Source organism: Streptomyces sp. CBMA156, assembly GCF_014596515.1.
Lineage (GTDB): Bacteria > Actinomycetota > Actinomycetes > Streptomycetales > Streptomycetaceae > Kitasatospora.
On record NZ_MSJQ01000363.1, the window covers coordinates 26,820 to 43,939 of the forward strand.

General features: G+C 71.5%; 15 protein-coding genes and 2 pseudogenes. 7 read left to right on the plus strand and 10 right to left on the minus strand.

The features are described 5' to 3' along the window. Positions 1-212: 212 nt before the first annotated feature. Together BU198_RS31715 and BU198_RS31720 are read left to right on the plus strand one after the other, a co-directional pair. Positions 213-722 carry a hypothetical protein gene (locus BU198_RS31715; protein WP_188300300.1) on the plus strand — a complete coding sequence of 170 codons (510 nt, stop codon included), beginning with the start codon at positions 213-215 and terminating at the stop codon, positions 720-722. A 128-nt stretch (positions 723-850) separates the two neighbouring features. Next, the gene (locus BU198_RS31720; protein WP_188300315.1) at positions 851-1,267 is read left to right on the plus strand and encodes a hypothetical protein; all 417 of its coding nucleotides are present in this window, start codon (positions 851-853) and stop codon (positions 1,265-1,267) included. Positions 1,268-1,362: 95 nt separating this feature from the next. Here the strand turns inward: BU198_RS31720 and BU198_RS31725 are convergent, their stop codons facing one another. Then, complete coding sequence (locus BU198_RS31725; protein ID WP_188300301.1) at positions 1,363-1,938, minus strand: hypothetical protein; 576 nt, start codon at positions 1,936-1,938, stop codon at positions 1,363-1,365. Positions 1,939-2,157: 219 nt separating this feature from the next. Next, positions 2,158-2,970, minus strand: coding sequence for a leucine-rich repeat domain-containing protein (locus BU198_RS31730; RefSeq protein WP_223245224.1), 813 nt, complete (start codon positions 2,968-2,970; stop codon positions 2,158-2,160). Between the two features lie 431 nt (positions 2,971-3,401). Between BU198_RS31730 and BU198_RS31735 the strand changes: the two genes are divergently transcribed. Then, positions 3,402-3,818: a peptidase inhibitor family I36 protein gene (locus BU198_RS31735; RefSeq protein ID WP_188300302.1), complete on the plus strand. Its 417-nt coding sequence runs from the start codon at positions 3,402-3,404 to the stop codon at positions 3,816-3,818. Positions 3,819-3,930: 112 nt separating this feature from the next. Here BU198_RS31735 and BU198_RS31740 read toward each other — a convergent pair whose 3' ends face one another. After that, positions 3,931-4,776: an alpha/beta fold hydrolase gene (locus BU198_RS31740; RefSeq protein WP_188300303.1), complete on the minus strand. Its 846-nt coding sequence runs from the start codon at positions 4,774-4,776 to the stop codon at positions 3,931-3,933. 537 nt (positions 4,777-5,313) lie between these two features. On the opposite strand from BU198_RS31740, the gene BU198_RS31745 reads away from it, so the two are divergent. Then, positions 5,314-5,889, plus strand: a complete 576-nt coding sequence (locus tag BU198_RS31745) for a hypothetical protein (RefSeq protein WP_188300304.1) — start codon at positions 5,314-5,316, stop codon at positions 5,887-5,889. 111 nt (positions 5,890-6,000) lie between these two features. Here the strand turns inward: BU198_RS31745 and BU198_RS31750 are convergent, their stop codons facing one another. After that, positions 6,001-6,396, minus strand: a complete 396-nt coding sequence (locus tag BU198_RS31750; protein ID WP_317620405.1) for a contact-dependent growth inhibition system immunity protein — start codon at positions 6,394-6,396, stop codon at positions 6,001-6,003. 245 nt (positions 6,397-6,641) lie between these two features. Between BU198_RS31750 and BU198_RS42840 the strand changes: the two are divergent. Both BU198_RS42840 and BU198_RS42845 read left to right on the plus strand, forming a co-directional pair. Next, positions 6,642-7,202, plus strand: a pseudogene (locus BU198_RS42840) (SPFH domain-containing protein); the annotation flags it as partial. 156 nt (positions 7,203-7,358) lie between these two features. Beyond that, positions 7,359-8,147: pseudogene (locus tag BU198_RS42845) on the plus strand (serine/threonine-protein kinase); the annotation flags it as partial. A gap of 174 nt (positions 8,148-8,321) precedes the next feature. On the opposite strand, the gene BU198_RS31760 reads toward BU198_RS42845, so the two are convergent. Both BU198_RS31760 and BU198_RS31765 read right to left on the minus strand, forming a co-directional pair. Beyond that, positions 8,322-10,553, minus strand: coding sequence for a glycoside hydrolase family 3 C-terminal domain-containing protein (locus tag BU198_RS31760; protein WP_188300306.1), 2,232 nt, complete (start codon positions 10,551-10,553; stop codon positions 8,322-8,324). Between the two features lie 30 nt (positions 10,554-10,583). Next, a complete protein-coding gene (locus BU198_RS31765; RefSeq protein ID WP_317620406.1) occupies positions 10,584-11,816 on the minus strand; it encodes a glycoside hydrolase family 1 protein in 1,233 nt (410 codons plus the stop codon). A gap of 219 nt (positions 11,817-12,035) precedes the next feature. Between BU198_RS31765 and BU198_RS31770 the strand changes: the two genes are divergently transcribed. Further along, entirely contained in the window at positions 12,036-12,647 is a 612-nt protein-coding gene (locus tag BU198_RS31770; RefSeq protein WP_223245226.1) for a TetR/AcrR family transcriptional regulator, read from the plus strand. 136 nt (positions 12,648-12,783) lie between these two features. Here BU198_RS31770 and BU198_RS31775 read toward each other — a convergent pair whose 3' ends face one another. From BU198_RS31775 to BU198_RS31790, 4 genes are all read right to left on the minus strand, one after another. Beyond that, the gene (locus BU198_RS31775) at positions 12,784-13,194 is read right to left on the minus strand and encodes a hypothetical protein (protein ID WP_188300308.1); all 411 of its coding nucleotides are present in this window, start codon (positions 13,192-13,194) and stop codon (positions 12,784-12,786) included. An 88-nt stretch (positions 13,195-13,282) separates the two neighbouring features. Further along, positions 13,283-14,200, minus strand: a complete 918-nt coding sequence (locus BU198_RS31780; protein WP_188300309.1) for a phosphotransferase — start codon at positions 14,198-14,200, stop codon at positions 13,283-13,285. Between the two features lie 333 nt (positions 14,201-14,533). Continuing rightward, positions 14,534-15,862 (minus strand): hypothetical protein, encoded by a 1,329-nt coding sequence (locus tag BU198_RS31785; RefSeq protein ID WP_188300310.1) that lies wholly within the window; start codon positions 15,860-15,862, stop codon positions 14,534-14,536. Between the two features lie 809 nt (positions 15,863-16,671). After that, positions 16,672-17,120: PP2C family protein-serine/threonine phosphatase (locus BU198_RS31790; protein WP_188300311.1), on the minus strand; the 449-nt coding region annotated here is incomplete at its 5' end.

A 17,120-nucleotide genomic window follows, 5' to 3' on the forward strand; every position in this document is an offset into this window, starting at 1 on the left:
CCCGCTTTCGCCTGCGCGGGCCGATCCAGGAGCCCTACGGTGTCCACAGCTGCATGACCACAGGTCAGGTACTCAAGGAGTGGGTGAGGCGGAACCGCACCGGTCCTGGCCGTCAGGCCGGTCGACCTGCCGCCCGCAGCGGGGCAAGCCTGCCCTCCACCGGCCGTTCACCGCGCACCTGGCGGCCACCGACTATGAGGAGAACCGACGACATGACCATCGACAAGCCTGCCCTCGGCAACGCGGTGAAGGCGGTCATCGCCGCCGCGCACGCCGACGACCCGGCGGCTCTGTACCAGGCGGTCATGCCGCCGGGAGGCACGGAAACGCCTCCGGCCGAGGCCACGACCTGGTTCGGGACGCTCCTCATCCGACTGGCGCTCGTCGCTGCGGCCTCTTCGGACCTGGATCGGGGCTGCCCCCGGGAGGCCGTCTCGGGGTGGGTCGGGGAGGTGCTGGGGCCGCCGCCCACCCCGGCGCTGCTGCGGGCTGCGGATCCCGGCCGCATCGACCACGTCGAAGCGGCGAATGCCGCGGCGGACTACTCCCGGAGCCGCGAGTACGCCGTCGACCTGATCCGGGTGGGCTTGACCGAGCCGGACCAGGAACCGGACGAACGAGGCGTCGAAGCCCACTGCGCGGTGACGAACGACAAGAACGTCCGGATCATCGTGATGGCGCTACTCGGCCGACTCGCCACCGCTCCGGACGGGCAGGGTTGACCCCGCAGCAACGGAGAGACCGGCACCACGGGCGGCGCCCTCCGTAAGATCGCGGCATGCCCGCCCACGAACGCGTGACCCGGTCCTCATTCTCCGACCGCATCCAGCCGGTGTCCGCCTCCCGGCCGATGCCGCTCCTGCCGCGCCGGATCTGGTCGGATGAGGACTGGCAGCGCATCCAGCTCGGCTACTGGTCCCGGGACATGGACGAGAAGTGGGACGTCTTCACCGAGGGCGATGTCGTCTTCCTGCACCGAAGCTGGACGGGCCACGGGATCTTCGAAGCGACCTTCGCGCCAGCCGATGGCGGTGGCCGGCAGATCACCGAGGCGGTGGTGGAACGCGACCCGGAACGCCGTCGCAGTAGCGACGACGAGTACGACTGCTTGTTGCTGGAACTTGTGCTCAGCACGATCGTGCTCGGTGAGCCCGCGCAGGAACTTCGGTCAGAATTCATGGAGTTGACTCGCAGGAGGTCGGGGAACGCGGACGTTCCCGCAGGACTCGTGCAGCACAGCGCCCTGGGCCTGCGCTCGGATTCGTAGGCCGCTGCCCGCCGGTCGGCCCGGCTGGACCCGTCCAGGTCAGCCCTGGTGGGTGGGCTCGCAGGGCTCGACGTCGAGGAGTTCGCCGAAACGGATCAGGCGCCGATGGCCCCCTTGTACCCGTCGGCCTGTGCCGGCGTGAGGAACTTGGACACGCGGATCAACACGGTGCCGCGGACATAGTCGTACTCCAGGGCCGCGGGGAGGGACTTGACGATGCCCTGGATGTACTGCGCGCGTGCCTTGGCGTCGGCCTCGGTGGCGAACACCTCCACCGCGCCACCACGGGCCACCGAGTCGGCGTCCTCGCCCTCGACGTCGGCTTCCTTGACGCGCGAGTCCGTGAACGTGGCCTTCGAGGTGTACTGGCCGGGCCTGCCCAGCAGGTGATTCGGGTCATCCTCCGCCGTCACGGACCGGCCGAACTTCACGGTCTGCACGGTCATGGCGACCACGGCAAGAGTCGCCGATGCGCTACCCGTCACCGCCCCCGGCCCCATGTTCGTCGCGACGGCGGGGGAGGTGGCAGGAGTGTCCGCGACGGCCGTGGCGCCGCCCGTCGCGGTGGGGGTGCTGACCGGCGGCTTCTCGCTACCGGACCCAGAGCTGGAGCAAGCGACTGCGGTGGCTGTCAGGCCGACGGCAAGCAGGACGAGGGCGGTGCGGCGCATGAGATTCCCTGAGAAGGTGGTGCGGGTGACAGGGATGACCGTAGCGATACGAACCGCCCGGCGCAGACGATGTGACGGTTCCGTGACCGGTCTGGGATCTTCCCCTGCCAGGCCTACAAGGACCACGTGACAAGGCCAGCGCTGATCTTGTGACGGCCCGGATGCCGACCTGGGCCGGCATCCGGTAGCTGAGCCGCGGCTCGTCGGCATGATGGGGAGTCAGGCGTAGTCGGCGATGGGTTGGGCAAGTCCGGGGCCGCCCGTGTGTGGGGTCCGGATGTAGTCCTCGGGAGGCTCGGGAAGGATCTTCAGGCAGGCTGCGGAGCAGGCGTTGACCAGGAGCGGCAAGACGTCGGTGGCAACGCGCAGCGAGATCCATGCCTGGTGGATCTCGGCTCCTTCCAGCGACCGGTCGCACACGCTGCACCTGCGGAGTGCCGTGGTCCCCCGTTCTCCGGGGTCGAGATCGTCGAGATTGAGGTCTGCGGTCTCCACGCCGCCAGGCTGAAGCGGGGGGAACGGTGGACGGAGCTTCTCGTTGCCGTACAGCGCGCGTGTGCTCACAGTGCTGCGTTCCAGGCTCGGGCACCTGGTCAGCTCATACGGGAACCAGTGGAGTCGGTAGGAGGTGTAAGGGGTGAATTCCTGCAGACTGCTCATGGCACCGATCTCCGGAGGGATCCGAACCAGGTTGCTGCCGTACAGGATGAACTGCTTGACGGCGGTGAGCTTCGCGATGCTGGACGGCAGGGTGACGATCTGGCGTCGCTCCCGGGGACTCATCTCCACCAGCGGCCGAAACACCTCCCGTCCGTCGGCGGCGGCTTCCTCGATCAGCGCCAGGAGATGCCGCCAGGCCGGCGAAGACGTGTCCTGACGCTCACTGTGGAAACGCACCCGTCGCCGGTTGCTCACCCGGCCCTGGTCGAAGCACGTACAGACGTCCCGGTGGGACTCGCTGCCGCCCGGGACCGGATCCGCCGTGCCGCCCCATCGATTGGTGTGCGGTGCCGGCTCTGCTTCATTCGCCATGGCACCAACGATACGAAGACGCGGGCGAGACGGATCAGTGGGGCTTGCGGCTTGGCCCGATCACAGGATCAGCGCCAGAACCGGAATGCCCGACCGTCGACACGGAGGGGATCGGCGTCAGGTCTACCCGTGCGCTCATGGCCTGGTGACGGTCGTCGACAGCGAGCATCACGGCGTTGTGGCCGGGCGGGAAGCCGTGTGTCGGGAGTCGCGCTCCAGGCCGCCGCTCGGATGGAGACAGAGCCCGGGATCGGCGCAGGACGGTTCTCTCCGCCGTTCCGGGACCATGCCCCGCCGAGAATTGGGCCGACCGAGTTCCCGGCGGCCCCGCACGGGTGTTGTCCGGGTGACAGCCGCTCATGGTGCGCCGGCAAAGTGGAAATGCTTGAAAAGCACAATCCGTGCACAATCCAGAACTTCGAGGAGTTCCCATGAAGTCGCGAGTCGGACTTGCCGCCGGTGTGGCGGCCCTGGCGGCCGGACTGCTGACGGCGCCGGCGTATGCCGCCCCGACGGTGCAGGCGGAAAACCGGGCCGCCGACACCTACCTCACATCCGGGCAGGGCAAGACCGCCTGCCCGTCGGGCCGGCTGTGCCTCTACAAGGACATCAACTACAACGGGGGAGGCAGCGCTGCGATCCTGGTCACCCGCGCCAAGGTGACCTCGCTGGGCAGCTACCAATTCAACGACGAAGCCAGTTCGTACTTCAACAACACCAGCCTGTCGGCGGTGCTCTACGAGAACGATGGCCTCAGGGGCGGGCAGCTGTCGATCCGGTCGCAGGGCTCCGGGAACCTCGGCAGCTCCTGGAACGACAAGGTGTCCTCCCTGCAGTTCCTCTCGTAGGCTCCCATCCCCTGCCGCACCGGCCTCACGGGGCCGGTGCGGCCGAAGTGCGCTGACGGGGCGGCGCCCGCACGCCGGCCGCGGGCTGTTCCGGCGCCGATCCGGAAGCGGGTCAGCCCCAGAACTCCCGCAGGGCGGCGTTGACGGCGGCGGGCTCCTGGGTGTGCGGGTAGTACCCGGGCACCCGCAGCAGGCGGCCCGCGAGGGAGTCGGTGAGGGACTCGGCCACGGCCATGAGGGGGAGCCCCACGTGCTCGCGGTACGCGGCCGGCGCGGGCTCCCAGGTTCCGCAGATCACCAGAACCGGCAGGGCGGCGCTCCGGATCACCTCCAGCGGGATTTCCGCCTCCCAGACGGGCCGCTCCCCCATGGAAGTGGCGACGGCACGGAGCCGGCGCGACGTGGGCTCGGGCATGTCCATCCCCAACCCCTCGGTGGACGCACGCAGATACTGCTCCGGCGTGACGCCGTCCAGGCTGCCCGGAACACCGTCGCGCACCCGGTCGAGGAGGCCGGCGACGACCGGATGGTGCGCGGCGGCGGTGAAGGCGGAGGGCTGGATGAGGGCAAGGGAACGGACGAGGTCGGGCCGGCGCGCGGCGGCGATGAGCGCGGCGACGGCGCCGTTCCCGTGCCCCACGAGATGGGCGCCGCCGGGCCCCGCGGCACGGGCCCCGTCGCCGAGGACCTCCACGACGTCCTCGGCGTCGACGTCGAAGTCGCTGCGCGCGGTGTCCGGGCTGTCGCCGTAGCCCCGGCGATCCATCAGGAGGAGCCGTCGGCTGTCCGCGAGGGGCCGCTGCCCGGCGAACCCGTACGTGGAGTCGCTGCCCCAGCTGAAGATGTTGTGGACGAAGAGGGCGGGGGCGGCAGGGGTCACCGGGGCCATCGAAGCTGTCGGGGTCCGGCCTTCTCCGGCCCGATCGCGGTCATCCCACACGGTCACGTGCACGGCCATGGGTCATCCTCCGAAGCCGAGGAACATCACCTCACGTGAGACTAACGGATCGTTGCGGAATGACGTGGTCCTGGACCGCCTCCGGGGCCCTGGCGGAGATCGGAGCGGTTCGCGAGCAGCACGCGAGCGGCACATGAGCGGCACACGAGCGGCACACGAGCGGTTCGCGGACAACCCGAGCCACTCGCGGCCGGCGGCCGTCCCCGGCCCGCGCCCGTACGAACCCGCCGACTTCCGCCCGAACGGTTCGGGCACCCCGCTTCGCCGGGCTCCCCGTCCGCCCGCCCGACGACCGGCCGCGGCACCCACCCCGGGCGGCAGCCGGGCCGCCACCGGCAGCAGCCACCCCGACCAGCGGCGGATACCTCGAACCGGCCTTCTCCGGCAGCGAGTTGCCGGCCGCCCACCGCACCCGCTCCGGCATCACGCCGGAGCGACGTCACCGTCGCCGGGCCGGGGAATCCCGGCGTCCGGATCATGGCCGGATCTCCGCCAGGGGGCAGACGGGACGGTCCCGGCTCCCTACGCTGCCCGCTCATGCGCACACCCCACTCCGCGACAAGACGCGTCGGCGTCGTCGCCGTACTCGCCCTCCTCGTCAGCCTGATGGGCTTCGCCCCGCAGGCGTCCGCCACGGCCACCGTCCAGCCGCCGTACTTCACCTTCAGCGTCGACCACCCCACCGTGACGCCCGGCCAGACCGGCACGCTGACCGTCACGTTCACCAACCGCCAGGCCGTCGACGTGACCTTCCTCTACATCTGGCTGCCCATGGTCGAGGCGGGTCCGCAACCCGCCCCCGGCACCCGGGCGGTGCTCACCGGGTGCGCCGGCCAGGTGAGCTGGTGCGACCTCGGGCGCTGGGAACCCTTCGGGCTCCGGGCCCTCATGAACCTGACGGCGCCCCTGGTGCCGATCGCGCCGGGCACCAGCCGGACCATCACGCTGACCTACCAGTACCCCGCCACCTCCGACTGCACCGTGCACCCCGTCGTCAGCTTCGCCGCGCACTACTTCCACTTCGAGTACGGCGACGGCACGCAGGCCTACGACGGCTCGGAGTTCCCCGACCCGCCCGTCACCAGCACCCTGGTGTGCCCGCCCGCGCCGTAGGGGCCACCGCTCCCCCGCCGACCACCGGGCCGCGGAGCCGTGCCGGAACGGCTCCCGGTGTACGAGTCCCGGCAGTGACCGGACCGGGACCGCTCCAGGGACGTGCTCGGCCTACCGAGCCAGGAATCGCGCGACATCTCGCCGCAACGACGGTGAGAGATCACCCAGTTCCGAGACGATCAGACGAAGCTCGCACCCGAGTTCGGGTGACTCGCTCCAGGCCGCCGGCCTCCTGGTGAGGACGGCGGCCAGCAGATCGCCCTCATACATGTCCCCCTCCGCCATCGGGTCGTCCTGGAGCACCTCCAGCGCTACCGGCAGGACATGGGTGAGGCCCACGTCCTGCCGGATCAGCAGGCGCAGTTCCTCGACGGTCAGCTCGCCGATCGGCTTTCGCCGGAGCGCGTGCGCGGTGGCCACAAGGCGGGTCACATCGCCTGAGGGGGCCGGCCAGCGCTCACGCTCAAGCTCCTCCAGGGAGCGGTCACGGTTCACGAGTCGATTCACCGAGGGATCGTCCCACGGGATGCTCAAACAATCTCTCGAAGGCGCCGCGGGCAGGTGACCGAACAGACGGGTTCGAGCAACCCTGACAGACGTCGACGCGTCGCCCGTAGCGGATACGGAGCCGCCGAGATGCTCTCACCCTCTCCTGTTGGTGAACTCAAGCCCATCGTGGAGTGGATCTGGAAGACTGCTGCACGGCGCGATCTGACGCCGAGTAGGGAAGTCAGAGAGGCAGGAGAGCCACCGTGGAACCGGTCCTCATCCTTCTGGTCATCCTTGTGGCGTTCGTCCTCATCGCCTTGACCAAAGCGATCCGGATCATTCCGGAGGGCAGCGTCGCCATCTTGGAGCGTTTCGGGCGCTACACCCGCACGCTCACCCCCGGTCTGAACATCGTCATCCCGTTCATCAGCACCGTCCGCTACCGCGTCGACCTGCGTGAACAGGTCCTGACGATCCCGCCGCAGCAGGTGATCACGCAGGAGAGGCTGGTCGTCGACATCGACACCGCCGTCTCCTACAAGGTGACCGATGCCAGGGCCGCCGTCTATGACGTCGTCAGCTACACCCAGGCGATCGAGCAGCTCACCGTCGCCACGTTGCGCAGCATCGTCGATGACATGGACCTGAGACGGATCCTCACCTCACGCGAGGAGATCATCGCGGGGCTGCGCGGTGTGCTCGACGACAACACTGCCCACTGGGGAGTTCGCATCCACCGAGTCGAGTGCAAGGTGGCGGCACCGCAGGCCTTCGTTCAGGGCCAGGTTGAGAAGCAGATGCACGCCGACCGGCAGATGCACGCCGACCCGCACAGGCCTGCCGCCGTCCCGGCCGGAGGGGCCGGAGGGGCCGGCGGGATGCGCGGCACACCGCAGCCGCTCGGCCGGGCCGGCCTCACCCCCGGGCACCGTCCACTGCGGCAGGACGATCCTGACAGCATCGGCAGCTACCGGCTCACGGCTGTGCTCGGTCAAGGAGGGATGGGCACGGTCTATCTCGGCCGGTCCCGCGGGGAGCGCCTGGTCGCGGTCAAAGTCATCCGGCCGGAGCTCGCCGCGGACCCGATCTTCCGGGCCCGGTTCATCCGCGAGATCGAGGCCGCAAGCCGCGTCGGCGGTTTCCACACGGCGTCGGTGGTCGATTCCGAGGCCCAGGGTGACCCGCCCTGGCTGGCCACCGAGTACATCCCCGGCCCGTCGCTGCACGATGTCCTCGAACGGCAGGGTGCTCTGCCCCTGAGGACTCTGCACACCCTCGCGGTCAGCGTTGCCGAGGCCCTTGAACACATCCATGCCTGCGGCATCATCCATCGTGACCTCAAACCCAGCAACATCATCATCTCCAGAGCAGGTCCTCGCATCATCGACTTCGGCATCGCCCGAGCCCTCGACAGCACCGCACTCACCCGTACCAACTACGTCATCGGCACGCAGGGGTTCCTCGCCCCGGAACAGCTCACTGGCGCACCGATCACGCATGCCGCGGACCTCTACGCCTTCGGCATGGTGCTGTGTCATGCCGCCGGAGCCATTCCGCTCGCTGCCGGCGAATCCCTGGAGTCCGCGCTCAGCCTGTTGCCCTTCCGGTTCGTCGGCGTCATCACCCGCTGCCTTGACCATGACCCGAGCGGTCGTCCGACACCCACCGAGGTACTCGAACTGCTTTCCCGGAAGGACTCGTCGATCGAGAACTGGTTGTCGCCTCCCGTGCGCGCCATGGTCGACCTCCACAATCCTCATACGGCTTGACGTGCTCTGCTGAACGGTTCCGGGGAGCCGCGGCCTGAGCGCGCCGCCCGGAGCCCTCAGGCTGTGAGCGGCAGGTCCGCCGGCCTGCTGCCGCCACCACGGCCCCGTGGCACGGCCCGCGGCCCCCTTCGCGGCATCAGCCGCTGAAGGGGGGCCGCAGATGCGCGCGAGGGCCTAGCCGGCGCTCAGCTCGCGGTGGACCGCCACCAGGCGGGCGATGTCGGCCGCGGTGATGCTGCTGGTGAAGGCCGGGATGCGGCTGACCGGGAGGCCGGCGCCCATGGACATCAGCGGGCTGTCCTCGGCGATGCCGACGGAGGCGGCCATCTCCTGCATGGCGGCGCCGATGATCTGCGCGCCCAGCGGGTCGGCCAGCCACTCGCCGAGGGTGGAGTCCGCGGTGAGCGGCCGGTGGAAGCCGTCGCCGGGGCAGGTCACCGCCGTCCGCAGCCGGACGTCGCGCGAGGAGGCGCCGATCCGCAGGTCGAAGTCCCCGGCGTCGACGCGCCAGCGGTGGTCGAGCACCGACCAGTGGGCGAAGGAGCGTTCGTCGAGGGTGATGGTGATCCGGGTGCTCTCGCCTGGCTCCAGGAAGACCTTGGCGAAGCCCTTGAGCTCGTGCTCGGGACGGCGCAGCCGGGGGGCCCGCTCGTGGACGTACAGCTGGGCGACCTCGGCGCCGGCCCGCGTGCCGGTGTTGGTGACGGTGAAGGAGACGTCGAAGCGGTTGTCCCCGGTGGCCGTCACCTCCGGGTCGCCGTACCCGAAGGTGGTGTAGCTCAGGCCGTGGCCGAACGGGTGGGCGACGGGCAGGCCGAGGCTGTCGTAGTGGCGGTAGCCGACGTACAGCCCCTCGCCGTACTCGACCTGGCCGTCCCCGCCGGGGAAGTGCAGGTGGCTCGGGTTGTCCTCCAGCCGCAGCGGGATCGTCTCGGCGAGCCGGCCCGAGGGGTTGTCCAGGCCGAAGAGCAGCCGGGCGAGTGCCGAGCCACCGGCCTGGCCGAGCAGCCAGCCCTCCAGGACCGCACCGACCCGGTCCTGCCAGGGGGTGAGCCGAACCGGCGCGCCGTTCGAAAGTACGACCGTGACGCGGGAGTTGACGGCGGCGACGGCGTCGAGCAGGGCGAGCTGGCCGGCGGGCAGGTCGAGGTCGGTGCGGTCGAAGCCCTCGGACTCGGCCGACTCCGGCAGGCCGAGGAAGAGCAGGACGTGCCCGGCCGCGCCGGCCGCCGCCACCGCCTCGGCGACCAGTTCCGGGTCGGGCACGCCGTCGAGGGTGAAGCCGGGCGCGAAGCCGATCCGTTCCGGGTCGTCGGCGAGGGCGCGCAGCGCGTCAAGGGCGCTGTCCAGCCGGGTGGGGACGACGTGCGAGCTGCCGCCGCCCTGGAACCGCGGGGTGCGGGCGAACTCGCCGATGACGGCGACGGTTTCGCCGCTCCCGGGGTCGAGCGGCAGCAGGCCTCCGTCGTTCTTGAGCAGGACGGCGCACTGGGCGGCGGCGGTACGGGCGAGGTCGTGGTGCTCGTCCTGATCGTAGCCGGCGCCCACGACCCGCGCGGCGGTGGTGCGTTCCAGGAGGGTCAGCACCCGCCGGGCGGCGGTGTCCAGGGCGGCGGGGTCGAGGGTGCCGTCCTCGACGGCCGCGACCACCTCCGCCTCCCGGCCGGACGGCGGCATCTCCAGGTCGAGGCCGGCCGCGAGGGCGGCGACCCGGTCGCCGACCGCTCCCCAGTCGCTGACCACCACGCCGTCGAAGCCCCACTCCCCGCGCAGCAGTTCGGTGAGCAGCCGGGAGTTCCGGGAGGCCGGGACGCCGTTGACGGCGTTGTAGGCGCACATCACGGTGGTGGGCCGGGCGGTGGTGACGATGTGCTCGAAGGCGGGCAGGTAGATCTCGCGCAGGGTGCGCTCGTCCACGTTGGCGCTCACCCGCAGCCGGTCGGTCTCCTGGCTGTTGACGGCGAAGTGCTTGAGCGAGGTGCCGACGCCGTGGGACTGCACCCCGTGCACCACGGCAGCGCCGATCCGCGCGGTGAGCAGCGGGTCCTCGGAGAAGTACTCGAAGTTGCGGCCGCCGAGCGGGGAGCGCTTGATGTTGACGCCGGGGCCGAGGACGACGGAGACGTTCTTGGCGACGGCCTCCGCGCCGATGGCCCGGCCGATCCGCTCGGCCAGCTGCGGGTCCCAGGAGGAGCCGAGGGCGCAGGCGGGCGGGTAGCAGGTGGACGGTTCGCTGGCGCCGATGCCGAGGGCGTCGCCGTCCTCGGGCTGCTTGCGCAGGCCGTGCGGTCCGTCGGTGAGCGTGACGGCCTCGATGCCCGCTTCGGGCAGGGCCTTGGTGTGCCAGAAGTCTCCGCCCGAGGTGAGGGCGGCCTGCTGCGCGATCGTCAGGTTCTCGGAGGTCATGTGGGAGCTCCTCGGTCCGGGAAGGGGGGGTCAGTTGGCGGCGGTGGGCAGGACGCGGCTGCGGCCGGCCGCGCCGAGCCAGGCGGCGGAGGGCTTGGGCGTACGGGCGAAGGTGTGGCGGTCGACCGCGATCAGGCCGAAGGTGGGGGCGAAGCTGCCCCACTCATAGTTGTCCAGGGCGCTCCAGTGGAAGTAGCCGCGCACGTCGGCGCCGTCGGCCATCGCGGCGGCCATTGCCTGGAGCGCTCCGGCGGTGTAGGCGACCCGGCGGCTGTCGTCTGCGGTGGCGATGCCGTTCTCGGTGACGATCAGCGGGACGCCGGGGGCGGTGGCGGCCGCGTGCCGCAGCGCGTCGCCGAGCGCGCCGGGGTAGAACTCCCACCCCTTCAGGGTGAGTTCGGCATCATCCGGCACCGGCAGCGGCCCGTCGGGGCCGATCAGGGTACGGGTGTAGGCCTGCACGCCGAGCCAGTCGTCGCCGCGGGCTGCCTCCAGGAAGACGTCCTCGCGCGGCCGGAGGTAGGCCTCGCGGGCCGCTTCGCCCCCGGGCAGCGCGTGGCTGACCTGGTTGGCGACGGACCAGCCCGTCCGGACGTGCGGCGCGCGGGACTTGACGGCCTCGACGGCCAACCGGTGGGCCCGGACCAGGGCCTCGGTGGCCTCCTCCCCCGGCAGCGGCAGACCGGCGGTCGGGAAGGCGTGGTCGCCGGGCTCGGTCTTGCCGAGCATCAGGTCGAGCAGCGGGACCATGATGGCGATCATGTTGGGCTCGTTGATGGTGCAGACGTGGTCGACGCCCTCGGCGTAGACCGGCGCGGCGGCCTCGACGTAGCGGGCGAAGGCCTCCCCGGAGCCGGCGGCGGCCCAGCCACCGCGCTCGGCGAACCAGCGGGGCGAGGTGAAGTGGTGCAGGGTCACCATCGGGCGCAGGCCGCGCTCGTGGGCGCCCTCCACCATGCGGCGGTAGTGGGCGATGGCGGCCTGCGAGAACTGTCCGGGGGCGGGCTCGATCCGGGCCCACTCGATGCTGAACCGGTAGTCGGTGAAGCCGAGTCCGGCCAGCAGGTCCATGTCCTCGCGCCAGCGGTGGTAGCTGTCGCAGGCGTCACCGCTGACCTCCTGGATGTGGCCGACGCCGGCGGCGGCGCCCTGCTCCATCGGCCACCAGTCGCTGTTGGTGTTGCCGCCCTCGGTCTGGTGGGCGGAGGTGGAGGCTCCCCAGAGGAAACCCTCGGGCAGGGGGGTGTGGTGCGAGCCGGTCACGGTCTCTCCTTGGGTACGGGCGGAACGGCGGAACTGCGGAACGGGGTGCGTCGGGGGGGGTGGAGGTGGGGGTGGGGGATCTGCCATGACGGCTCCACAGCCGCTTCGCACAGGGGGCTGGCCTCACCATAGGCACGAAAACATGACAACACAATGGTTTCGTCGGTGAAAACCTGACGCCGATAGGTGTTCGTGTCCGGGAGCGCTAGACTCCCCGCCATGAGCAAGCCACGGGGGCCCTACGCCAAGACCTCGGCCAAACGGCAGGAGATCATCGACGCCGCGCTGGCGGCCTACGCCGAGGCCGGCAGCCGAGGCGTCTCGCTGCGTGACATCGCGGCCAGGGTCGGCATGACGTACGCCGGCGTCGTGCACCACTTCGGCAGCAAGGAAGCGCTGCTCACGGCCGTTCTGGAAGCCCGTGACGCGGCAGCGGCGGAGATGTTCGACCCGTTCGGGGACGGCGCCGGCCTACCCCACTCCGCCGTCCTCACCCACAACGCCTCCACCCCCGGGCTGGTCAAGCTCTTCGTGGACCTCGCCGCCGCGGCCGCCGAACCCGAACACCCGGCCCACGACTTCTTCGAGAACCGCTACGAGCGGTTCCGCACCCGCATCGCCGACCGCATCACCCGCGGCGTCGACGACCCCACCGCCGTGGACCCGGAGTGGCTCGCCCGCATCCTCATCGCCGCCGCCGACGGCATCCAGCTCCAGTGGCTGCTCAATCCGGGCATCGACATGGCCGCCGACATGGACCGCCTCGCCGACGCCCTCCTCGGCCCCGCCCTCCGGTCCTCCCCGACGCCGTCGCCGTCGGACGCCCCGTAGGCACGGCCCCAGCCGCGCCGGCACCCCGGTGACCACCGGCCGGTGATCACGTCACGGACGGCCACACCCGGCCACCCGAGGCAGCGCGGGGTCCATGGCGGCCTCCCGGGATCGGATCGGAGCCGCCGGCGGGCGCTCAGCGCCCGAACATGTGCCGGATCCGGCCGCCCGGTCGCGCCGCCGTCTCCCGGCCGCCCTGTTCGGCGGCCCGCTCCTGCGGCGGCATCCGCAGCTCGTCGGAGCCGCCCACGGCGCGGTCCTCGGAGGCGGCCCGCCGCACCGGTCGCGCGGTGTGCGAGGACCGCGCGGTGCGCCCGGCCCGCCGGGACAGCCGGGAATGCCGGGACAGCCGCATCATCGCGAGACCGAGGCAGAACAGCAGCGCCAGCGCCACACCGGCGAGGAAGATGCTCAGGCTGTTCAGCGTCACCAGGTCGCTGCCCAGGATCGTCACCTGGTAGTCGGGCCCGCCGGAGAGGTTGTCCGAGACCAGCAGTCCGACGAACGCTCCGGACGCCGCCATCAGCAGAAGTCCCAGCAGCAGCATGGGATCGATTCCCTCGTGGTCTCGGTCATCCCCCTCGTCCGGTCGCGCCTACCCGGCCGGGGCCGCCCCTAACGGCCACGGTGGGCCCTCAGCGTCCGGCCGTGGCGACGAGGCGGCGCAGCGCGGCGTGGGCGGGCGGGCCCCAGGTGGGCTTGCCTCCGGGGCGGCCGTGGTCGCCGGCGTCCCCGATGAGGATGCAGGAGAGGGAGCGGAGCACCGCCCAGCCGCGGGCGCGTCGCAGGGTCGCGGCGTCCTGGCCCGGCCGGTAGGCCGCGTGGAAGCGGTCGACGGCGCCGTCCGGCAGCAGGACCCAGGGGGCGGCGAGGTCGCAGGCCGGATCGCCGGCGAAGAGGTCGCCGAAGTCGATCACGCCGCAGAAGGTGCCGTCCGCGGTGAGGACGTTGGCCGGGTGCAGGTCACCGTGGAGCCAGAGGTCCCGGCCCGCCCAGCCGGGCGCGGCGACGGCGTCCTCCCAGACGGCGCGGACGGCGTCCGGGTCGGGGAGCAGGCCGAGCCCGGTGGCCCTGGCGAGGTACGTGGCGAACCCCTCGGCGTAATCGGCCAGAGGGCCGCCGCGGCCTCGGCCGGCGGGTGCCCCGGCCGGGGCGGGGCGGTGCAGCGCCGTCAGGAAGGCGGCCAGCGCGTCGGCGGCTTCCTCGGCCCGGGTCGCCGGGGCCCGGTCGGCGGGCTCGCCCGGCACCCAGGTGGTGACGATCCAGGGCCGCGGGAACCGCTCGGAGGGCTCGCCGAGGCGCTGCGGGACGGGGACCGGCAGCGGCAGGTGCGGGGCGAGGGCGGGCATCCAGGTGTGTTCCTTGCGCAGCAGCGCGTCCGCGCCCTCCGTCGCCCAGGGCAGCCGGACGGCGAGGTCGTCGCCGAGCCGCCACAGCTGGTTGTCCCAGCCGCGCGCACCGAGCCGCAGGGGCAGGTCGGCCAGGTCGGGGTGCTGGTCGCGGAGCAGGTCCCGGACCAGGTCCGCGGTGACTTCGGTCGCATGGTGCGTCATGCGCGGCAACCCTAGCGTCGAGGACGGCGACGGCAGGATCGCCGGGCGGCGAGCGTCGCGTGCTCGGCGACGGCCGGCACAGCCCGCTCACGACGACGCCGACCGGTGGCCTGCACAGCGACATCGCCGGGTTGCTGCCTCCGCCGAGGAGGTCCCCCGCCGTGCCCGGCCTGGTCGGCCGGACACGGCGGGGCTCGGATGTCCTGCTCGCCGACCGGGTCCACCGCCACGGCTGGTGCCGGCGTCTGCCGTGAAGGCGGTGGACGGCTGATGGCTGCTCTCCGGTGGTGGGTCCCTCGGATCAGCCGCTCGCTCCCGTCTCCGCTCCTCCGGTCAGCTCCAGGTGCCGCCGTTGCCGAAGTCGAAGACGGTGTCGGCCTGCCCGACGGAGGCTCCGCTGAGCGCGAAGGTCCCGGTCGAGGGGCGGTAGATGCCGTAGGTGGTACGGCCGGTGGCGTTCCAGTCCCCCGTCACGGGCAGGTCACCGCTCTGGCCGTAGACCACGGTACTCACCGAACCGTCATCGTGACGCAGCGCGAAGGTACTGGTGGAAGGACGGTAGATGCCCATCTGGGCGTGACCGACACCGTCCCAGTCACCCACCACAGGAACGTCCCCGGCCTGACCCAGGACCACCGACGAAACTGAACCGTCGTCATGACGGACCGTGAACGTGTTCGTGGAAGGACGGTAAATTGCCATCTGCGCATGCCCGTTGGCATCCCAGTTCCACGGAACGGGCACATCACCCGCCTGACCGAACACCAACGACGTCGCACTCCCGTCATCATGACGCACCGCAAAGGTGCTGCTCGACGGCCGGTACACACCCAACTGCGTGTGCCCCACACCATCCCAGTCACCGACAATCGGCACGTCCCCCGCCTGACCGAACGCCACCGACCCGTCCGCAGGACCCGTGGAGTTGGAGTTCCGCAACGCCCACGTCCCGTCCCGGAACACCCCCACCGTCGTCGACACCGACCCCGGCCAACGACCCGCCACCGGCACGTCACCGCTGTACACCGGAGTGGTGGGGACCACCGGGTCGTCGGTGATCTTGTTGTAGCGCAGCGCCTGGTAGTTGCGCACCGAGTGGCTGTCCACGGAGTTCGCCGGGTCGCTGAGGTCGCCGGTGCCGAGGGAGGTCGGCCGGCTGCGGCTGTGCTCCGCGTAGAACTGGAAGGTGCCGGCGGACTTGTTGATCCAGCCGGCGAACAGCACCACGTGGCCTTCGATCTTGTTGTTCAGCGCATCGCCGGGGCGCAGCTGGCTGAAGCTGATCGGGGTGGCGACGCCGGGCAGGGAGTCGGTGGTCAGGCTCGTGTTCAACTGCCAGGCCATCGAGATCAGGCCCGAGCAGTCCTGCCGGTAGCGGCCGCCGGTGGCGGCGTCCGCCCACCAGCCGTACGGGGAGGCGACGCCGTTCGGACTGTAGGGCACCGCCTTGTCGGCCCAGTCCTTGGCCCGGGCTACGGCCTGACTGCGGGTCACCGGCCCGTTCGGAGCGGCGTAGTTGCCGAGCGAGCCGGTGGAGGTGACGGAGGCGTAGTCGGCCACCACGGTGTCCGCACGTGCGGACGGGGCCGCCAGGGTCACGGCGGCGAGTCCCGTGGCGAGCAGAGCGGTGAGGCCGCGCAGTGCATGGCGCTTCGTGGGCATGCGGGATCTCCTCTGGAGGACGGTCGGAAGGGGTTCGGCGGTCGTCCGTGGCCATGCCGGGGCATTCTCGGAGCGCGCCGTCCGTCCGCCGGGTCCGGCTGTGCCGTGGGGCGGGGTGGACGAGTGCGGTCGGCCGAGCACCAGGACAGCGGTGGAACAGCGGTGGGACCACCGTGGGGCACGACGAGAAGCGCAGCGGACGCGTCGTCGGACGGCGTCAGCGGTCGGATGCGGACCTGTGACAGCGGCACCCGGACCCGCGGGAACCTCCACGGACCTCGGCGTCGCCACAGGGGGGAAGGCCGTACACCGAGCTGCCCGGCACCTGTGGGTGGCGGTATCCGCGCGGTGACGGAATCGATGGCCGCGGTTCTCCGGCGGCGGGTTCACTCACCGGGCGAACCGGCCACACGGGCCGAGCGGTTACGGAAGAGGGGTCAGCAGTCAGCCCGGGACGTGCCCGGCCGGCCGGAGGAAGCCGGCCCGGCGCAAGCACCTCCGGCGACACGGCGTCGTGCGGTGCACCCCCGATCTCCTGATCCACTGCGAAGAGCACGGGCCGTTGTGTCTCCAGCCATGGCGAGTTCCCCGTCCTGTGTGCTGCAGATCGCGACTGCAGGTGTACCGAGACCGGGCCCCGCCCCGCACCACCGATGACGGATTCGGGCGGGGCCCCCGGGCAAGGTCCACGCTAGGGAGAAAGCCGGCCGGAAAATCAGCACTGCGTCGCCAGTTCTATGCTTTGCGTCTCCTCGCCCGCGGGACTGCTCGAGTCCCGTTGCCGCGACGCCCAGACCCGGCGACGGCGGCTACTCGGTCTGAACGGCGATCAGGCAGGTGTCGTCGTCGGTGTCGGCGGGGCTGAGTTCGAGCAGCCGGTCCAGGTACAGCTCCAGGTCGGGACCGGGGGCACCCGCCGCGCGGAGCAGCTGCTCCACCGACTCCTCCACCGGGCGGTCCCTGCGCTCGACCAGCCCGTCGGTGTAGAGCAGCAGGACGTCGCCCGGGTCGAGCCTGGCCGTGTGCTCCTCGTACGCGGCGTCGTCCAGTGCGCCGAGCAGGACGCCGTGCGGCAGCGGCAGCACCTCGGCGCCGTCCGCGCCGAGCCGGATCGGCGGCAGGTGGCCGGCCCGGGCCCAGCGCAGCTCTCCGCTGGCCGGGTCCAGCAGCACGCAGACGGCGGTGGCGGTGATCTGGCCCGGTTCGCGCAGGGCGACGGTGTTGGCCCACGCCAGCAGTCGGCCGGGGCCGGCCCCGG